Below are 5,571 nucleotides of genomic sequence, written 5' to 3'. Positions count from 1 at the left end.
GCGCGCCCCCGGCCGGCCTCAGCGCGTGTGGCCGGCATCCATGATCGGCCGGGATACCGGGACATCGAAGTAGACGCGATCGAGGTCGATCTCGAAACCGACCGCGTCGAATCTGAGAATGTCGTTTGGTGCGGTCAGGACGCCGAGACGCCACCCATCCTCCGTCCGCTCGTAGTGTTCGACGCGCATCTGGTCCTGGTAGATCAGGGCGACATGACGGAGCGTCGGCAACGACTTGTAGAACTTGAGCTTCCCGCCCCGGTCGTGGTCCATCGTCGAGGGTGACAGCACCTCGACCACGACGAGCGGGTCGGTCACGAAGGTCTGGTTCTGCCGTGGGCTGCACCGGACGACGATGTCGGGCTTCGTCTTGTCCTTGCCGCGGCTGTCGGCGGAGCGCTGGACGCGCATGCCGCCCTGGTAGCTCCGGCACCCGGCGGCATCCATCGCCAGCTTCAGCGGCGCGCCGACATTGCCCGCGATCTGTTCGTGGTTCTCCGTCGGGTTGCTCATCATCACGAGCTCGCCGTCCACGAGTTCCCACGCGCGGTCGTCGTGCTGGGCCTCCACGAACCGGTCGTACTCGGCGATCGTCAGGGGATGATGCTGCTCTGCGACGTCGGCCATGTGGCCCTCCGTACCGATGAGCTTACCGCATCGCGATGAGCGCCCAAAGGTGATGTCCGCGACCGAGCGCCGCCCGCACCGTTGGATCCGCCGAGCGGCCGGAGCGGAGAGGATTCGCCCCCTCGCTCGGGCCGGGGCGCGCGAAAACGCGTCTGCCCCGCCCACGTCTCCGGCGGGGGCGGCCGGACGGCGCTCCCGCACCAGGGAGACGATCCATGAGCCGCACCACACTCGCCATCCTCGCCGCCGCACTCGCCGCCGGCATCGTCGCCGCACCCGCCCAAGCGGAGCAGCAGCCCGGGGCGGGCCGCCCGGAATTCCTCGGCATCGATCTCGACAACGGCGCCGTCTACTACAACGGCCGCGACTCCGGCCGGTACTGCGTCTACCGCACCGTCGAGGTCTACAACACGCGCACCGGCTACATCGAGCCGCGGCGGGTCCGGCGCTGCGGCGGCGGCCTCTACCTGCGCTGAGGGCGCCGCATGCTGACGCGCACGCTCTCGCCGGCCCGCCTGCTGGCGCTCAGCCTCGTGCTGGCGCTCCTCGGCCTCGCCCAGGCCCGAGCCTCGTCCGACGACGGGCAGGCCGGTTGGTCCCGGCCTCCGCCGTTCGGTCCGAAGACGGAGGCCGGCCCCGGTGAGCCGGGCGCCATGGCGGGCCGCTCGGCTTCGCGGATCCCGGCTGCTCCTCTGCCCTGATCTTGCCCCAGGGGCGGGCGACACCGCGCAGGACCACGACACCGGCGGGACGCCAGCGCCCTTAGGAGAAGCGGAGATGCGACCACGATTCCAGGGGTGGACGGGGGTGGGGCGCCGTCTCGTTCCGGCGCTTGCCCTTCTGTTCGGCCTGCTCGGTGCCGGCCTCGTCCACGCGGCCGAGCCGGAGATCTTCGCCGACAATGCCGAATCGGTCGCCGTGGTGATCGGCAACCGCAGCTACAAGCAGACGGTCCCGGTCGACTTCGCGCACAACGACGCCGACGCGATCCGGGACTACCTGATCCAGCGCCTGGGCTACCGCGACACCAACGTCTTCGTGCTCAAGGACGCCACGCTCAACGAGTTCAACCAAGTCTTCGGGACCGAGCGCAACCCGCAATCCGGCCGGCTCTGGCGCAGCGTGCGCGAGGGGCGCTCGAACGTCTTCGTCTACTATTCGGGCCACGGCGTGCCCGACCTCGCCACCCGCCAGCCCTTCCTGCTGCCGGAGGACGGCAACCCGAACCAGGGCGAGAGCGGCTACCTCCTCGAGACGCTCTACCGCAACCTCGACCTCGTGAAGCGCAAGATCGGCCCGGAGCGGCAGCTCGTCGTGATGGTCGATGCCTGCTTCACGGGCGAGACCGGCCGCAAGGGCGAGAGCCTGCTCGCCGTCTCGGCCCCGGGCTTCGCCCCGGCCCGGCCGAAGACGGGCGGCGGCATCGTGCGGCTCGTCGCCACCTCGGGCGCCACGCCGGCCAACTGGGACGAGGCGAACCGGCTCGGCCTGATGACGAGCCGGTTCCTGATGGGCGTCTCGGGCCTCGCCGACGCGAAGGACGGCACGGGCGACGGGGACGGGCAGGTGGCGTGGCCGGAACTGAAGCGCTACCTGCGCCAGGAGGTGGAGGCCGCGGCCCGGCGCGCGAGCGGGCGCGAGCAGATCCCGGAGGTGGACGACGCGCCGATCATGCTCAAGGCCGCACTGCCGATTCCGGCGGTGGCCAAGGGCGTCGCGGCGATCCGCGACGAGGCGGCGTGGCGGCGGGCTGAAGCCTTGGGCACCCGCGAAGGCTTCGAGGCCTATATCGGCAGCTGCGGCGAGACCTGCACCTATCGCGAGCAGGCGATGGAGCGCCTCTTCGCCGGCCGGCGCCGGGACGCAGCGGCGATCGACCAGGAGAACTGGGCGCGCCTCGGACCGGAGAAGAAATATCAGGCCTACCTCGAGTCCTGCCGCGAGGTCTGCGCCTATCGCGACCTCGCGGTGGCGTATCCCGGCGGCTCCGACCCGTCCGGCGACCCCCGGGTGAAGCGCTGCGACGCGCTCGCCGCCGGCACCGACGACCCGGACCGGCCGCCGGAGGTCGCGGGCGTGAAGCTCGGGCGCATCGAGGCCGCCGCCGCGATCGAGGCCTGTCGCACTGCCAGCGCGGCGCATCCCAAGCTGCGGCGCCTCAGCTACCAGCTCGGCCGCGCCTACGACCGGGCCGACCGCTACAAGGAGGCCTTCGCGGCCTATTCCCAGGCGGCAAAGGACGGCAGCATCTCGGCGATGAACAACCTCGCCACACTCTACGAGAACGGCCAGGGCGTGAAGCGCCAGCAGGGCGAGGCCCTCCGGCTCTACCGGCAGGCGGGGGAGGGCGGCAACGTGGTGGCGCTCGCCAACGCCGCCCGGATGCTCGAATACGGCAACGGCATCCCGAAGAACGAGGCGGAGGCGGTGGCGCTCTACAAGCGCGCGGCCGAGGGCGGCGACGTGCCCTCGATCAGCAAGCTCGTGCCGCACTACGCCACCGGCGCCTACGGCTTCCCGCGCGACCTGCGCAAGGGGTTCGACCTCTTCCGGCAGGCGGCGGACCGGGGCGATCCCGTGGCGATGGCCACCATGGCGACGCTGATCGACAACGGCTTCGGGCGCTACTTCCCGGGCGTGAGCGCCTCCGACATGGTGCTGCGGGCGCTCAAGCGCGGCGAACTCGGCGCCGCCTCGGTCTCGGCCACCGACACGGCGGCCCAGAAACTCAGGCCCGAGACGATCCGCACCGTGCAGCGCGCCGTGAAGGAGGCCGACTATTACTCGGGCGCCCTCGACGGCCGCTTCAACCCGGTCTTCGTGCGCGCGCTCGACCAGTACGCCAAGGCGAACGAGGTGGAGTGAGGGGGTGACGGCACGCCTCGTGGCCGCGCTCCTGCTGGCCGCTCTCCTGGCCGCGCTGCTTCCGACGGCGGTGCGGGCCGATCCGGGCACGGCCGCCCTGTCGCCGTTCCTCGACGCCGTCGCGGCCTGCGCAGGGCGGCGCGACCTGACCCTCGCGGTGGTGGGCGTGGAGCCGGGCCAGACCGCGCTGTCGCGCGAGCAGGCCGAGGAGGTGCGCCTCGCGGTGGAGAGCCGGCTCCAGGCCACCGGCCGGGTGAAGCTCGCGGCGGCGGCCGACGTGGTGCGCATCAAGGCCCTGCGCGAGGGCACCACCGGCCTCTCCGCGGCGGAAGCCGAGGCGCAGATCCGCGCCGCCTTCGCGGGCGAGGCCAGCGTCTTCCTGGTGGGGGCGAGCCGCGCGGGCGCGACCGTGGCTCTGCGCCTCCAGGCCGTCACCCGCACGGCCGAGTGCAAGGCGACGAGCGAGCCCCTGGTGCTGCCGATCCGCACCGGAGCCGGCGTCTCGGACGTGGACGCCGTGCTGGAGGGCGCGGTGCGGGCCTTCGCCCAGGCGGCGCCGAACGCCCGCGCGGTGGAGGTCTGCCCCTTCGTGGCGGAGGGCGGCCACTCGACCTGCGCGGCGGCGCTCACCGACCGGCTCGTCATCGCGCTCGACGCCGAGGCGCGTGCGCCGAACCGGATCCTTCGGGGCGGCCAGCTGGAGGTGCGGCGGCGCCCGCCCGGCACGGCCTGCGCCGGCGGCCTCACGGCGAGCGGGCGCTTCCTCACCGACCGGGACCGGCAATCGTGGATGGAGGTCGAATTCCAGCGCGAGGGCGCGGTGCTGGCGCCGAGCGGGCGGCGGCGCATCGGCATCGAGGGCCTCGGCTGCGATCCGACCCCGCGGCCCTTCCTCGATCACGTCGCGGCCACGGCCCGCACCGATGGCGGGCGCCTTTCCGTGGCGGCCGCGGCCACGCCCTTCGCCCGCGGGCAGCGCCTGGAATTGCGGATCGACTCGCGGGCGCGCCAGAAACTCTACTGCTGGGTGATGGCGCCCGACGAGACCGCCTTCGTCGCCCTGCCGGTGCGCGGCAACGACGCCTCGGAGGCGCCGCTGAAGCCCGGGGAGGCGCGGCGCTACCCGCGGGGCTACGGGCTCGACGAGATCGTCGCCGCGGAGCCCTTCGAGAACCTGTTTTCCTGCTTCGGCGTCGAGGGCGGCCTGCCGCCGGAGCTGGAGGCGCGCTGGCTCGCGGCGGCGCCCGGGACCGACGCGGAGGCGCGCCTGCTCGCGCCTTCCGACGTGCTCGATCTCTTGGAGCGGATCCGGCTGACGCCCGGCGTGACCGAGGCGACGGCCCGCATCGTCGTGCGCTGAGGCGCCCGCCGCTACGCCGCGATGGCGAGCGGACGCGCCGCCTCGGCCGCCACCAGGGCCGCGAGGTCTGGCAGCGGCGCGAGCCGGCCGGTCGCCTGCACGAGACCGCCCGCGCCCGCGAGCGCGCCGGGCACGAGGTCGAGCCCGAGGAAGCGCGCGGGATCGTAGGGGCCGGGCAGCCACAGGGCGCCGGTCGCCGCGGCGGAAAAACCGAAGCGGGCGTAGTAGGGCGCGTCGCCCACGAGGATCACGGCGCGGTGGCCGGCCGCGGCGGCGCGGGCCAGCGCCGCGCGCATCAGCCGGCCGCCGAGGCCGGCGCCCTGCAGGCCGGGCGCGACCGCGATCGGCCCTAGCATCAGCGCCGGCCGGCCCGGCCCCGCCGAGACGTCCCAGAGGCGCACGGTGCCGACGAGGCCACCGTCCTGCTCGGCCGCGAGCGCCAGCCCCTCGGCCGGCAGGCGGCCCTCGCGCAGGCGCTCGCAGGTCTTGGCGAAGCGCGCCTCGCCGAAGCAGGTGTCGAGCAGCCGCTCGCGGGCGGCGATGTCGGTGACGTGCTCGTCGCGAATCTGGATCACGGCCGTGCCCTCCCGAAGGTCAGGAAAGAACAGCCCTCGCACCCGCCGAGACATGGCGGGCCGTCCGGGACCGATGGATGGGTTCAGTGCGGGACGCACCCCGCTTCCCGCCCGTGCGGGCGGAGGAGCCGGGGCGAGGAGGCG

At 73.6% G+C, this 5,571-nt stretch carries 6 protein-coding genes; 4 read left to right on the top strand and 2 right to left on the bottom strand.

What is annotated here, in order from left to right; genetic code table 11:
* Positions 1 to 18 precede the first annotated feature (18 nt).
* The gene (locus tag ACKUB9_RS29260; RefSeq protein ID WP_407529482.1) at positions 19 to 627 is read right to left on the bottom strand and encodes a Uma2 family endonuclease; all 609 of its coding nucleotides are present in this window, start codon (positions 625 to 627) and stop codon (positions 19 to 21) included.
* Between the two features lie 215 nt (positions 628 to 842).
* Here ACKUB9_RS29260 and ACKUB9_RS29255 point away from each other — a divergent pair, with 215 nt between their 5' ends.
* The 4 genes from ACKUB9_RS29255 (at position 843) to ACKUB9_RS29240 (ending at position 4,852) form a co-directional block, all read left to right on the top strand.
* Positions 843 to 1,103 (top strand): hypothetical protein, encoded by a 261-nt coding sequence (locus tag ACKUB9_RS29255; RefSeq protein ID WP_407529483.1) that lies wholly within the window; start codon positions 843 to 845, stop codon positions 1,101 to 1,103.
* 9 nt (positions 1,104 to 1,112) lie between these two features.
* Positions 1,113 to 1,328, top strand: a complete 216-nt coding sequence (locus tag ACKUB9_RS29250) for a hypothetical protein (protein ID WP_407529484.1) — start codon at positions 1,113 to 1,115, stop codon at positions 1,326 to 1,328.
* A gap of 76 nt (positions 1,329 to 1,404) precedes the next feature.
* Positions 1,405 to 3,492, top strand: coding sequence for a caspase family protein (locus ACKUB9_RS29245; protein WP_407529485.1), 2,088 nt, complete (start codon positions 1,405 to 1,407; stop codon positions 3,490 to 3,492).
* A gap of 4 nt (positions 3,493 to 3,496) precedes the next feature.
* Positions 3,497 to 4,852, top strand: a complete 1,356-nt coding sequence (locus tag ACKUB9_RS29240; protein ID WP_407529486.1) for a hypothetical protein — start codon at positions 3,497 to 3,499, stop codon at positions 4,850 to 4,852.
* Between the two features lie 11 nt (positions 4,853 to 4,863).
* Here ACKUB9_RS29240 and ACKUB9_RS29235 read toward each other — a convergent pair whose 3' ends face one another.
* On the bottom strand, positions 4,864 to 5,427 hold the full coding sequence (locus tag ACKUB9_RS29235; protein WP_407529487.1) for a GNAT family N-acetyltransferase: 564 nt from the start codon (positions 5,425 to 5,427) through the stop codon (positions 4,864 to 4,866).
* Positions 5,428 to 5,571: the final 144 nt, after the last annotated feature.

The organism is Methylobacterium oryzisoli, from assembly GCF_046557895.1.
GTDB classification, from domain to species: Bacteria; Pseudomonadota; Alphaproteobacteria; order Rhizobiales; family Beijerinckiaceae; genus Methylobacterium; species Methylobacterium oryzisoli.
This window is presented reverse-complemented; position numbering and strand designations above follow the sequence as displayed.

Bases quoted from the DNA above. Each gene is read 5' to 3' on its own strand.
- ACKUB9_RS29260 (WP_407529482.1), bottom strand. From the start codon at position 627: ATGGCCGACGTCGCAGAGCAGCATCATCCCCTGACGATCGCCGAGTAC.
- ACKUB9_RS29255 (WP_407529483.1), top strand. From the start codon at position 843: ATGAGCCGCACCACACTCGCCATCCTCGCCGCCGCACTCGCCGCCGGC.
- ACKUB9_RS29250 (WP_407529484.1), top strand. From the start codon at position 1,113: ATGCTGACGCGCACGCTCTCGCCGGCCCGCCTGCTGGCGCTCAGCCTC.
- ACKUB9_RS29245 (WP_407529485.1), top strand. From the start codon at position 1,405: ATGCGACCACGATTCCAGGGGTGGACGGGGGTGGGGCGCCGTCTCGTT.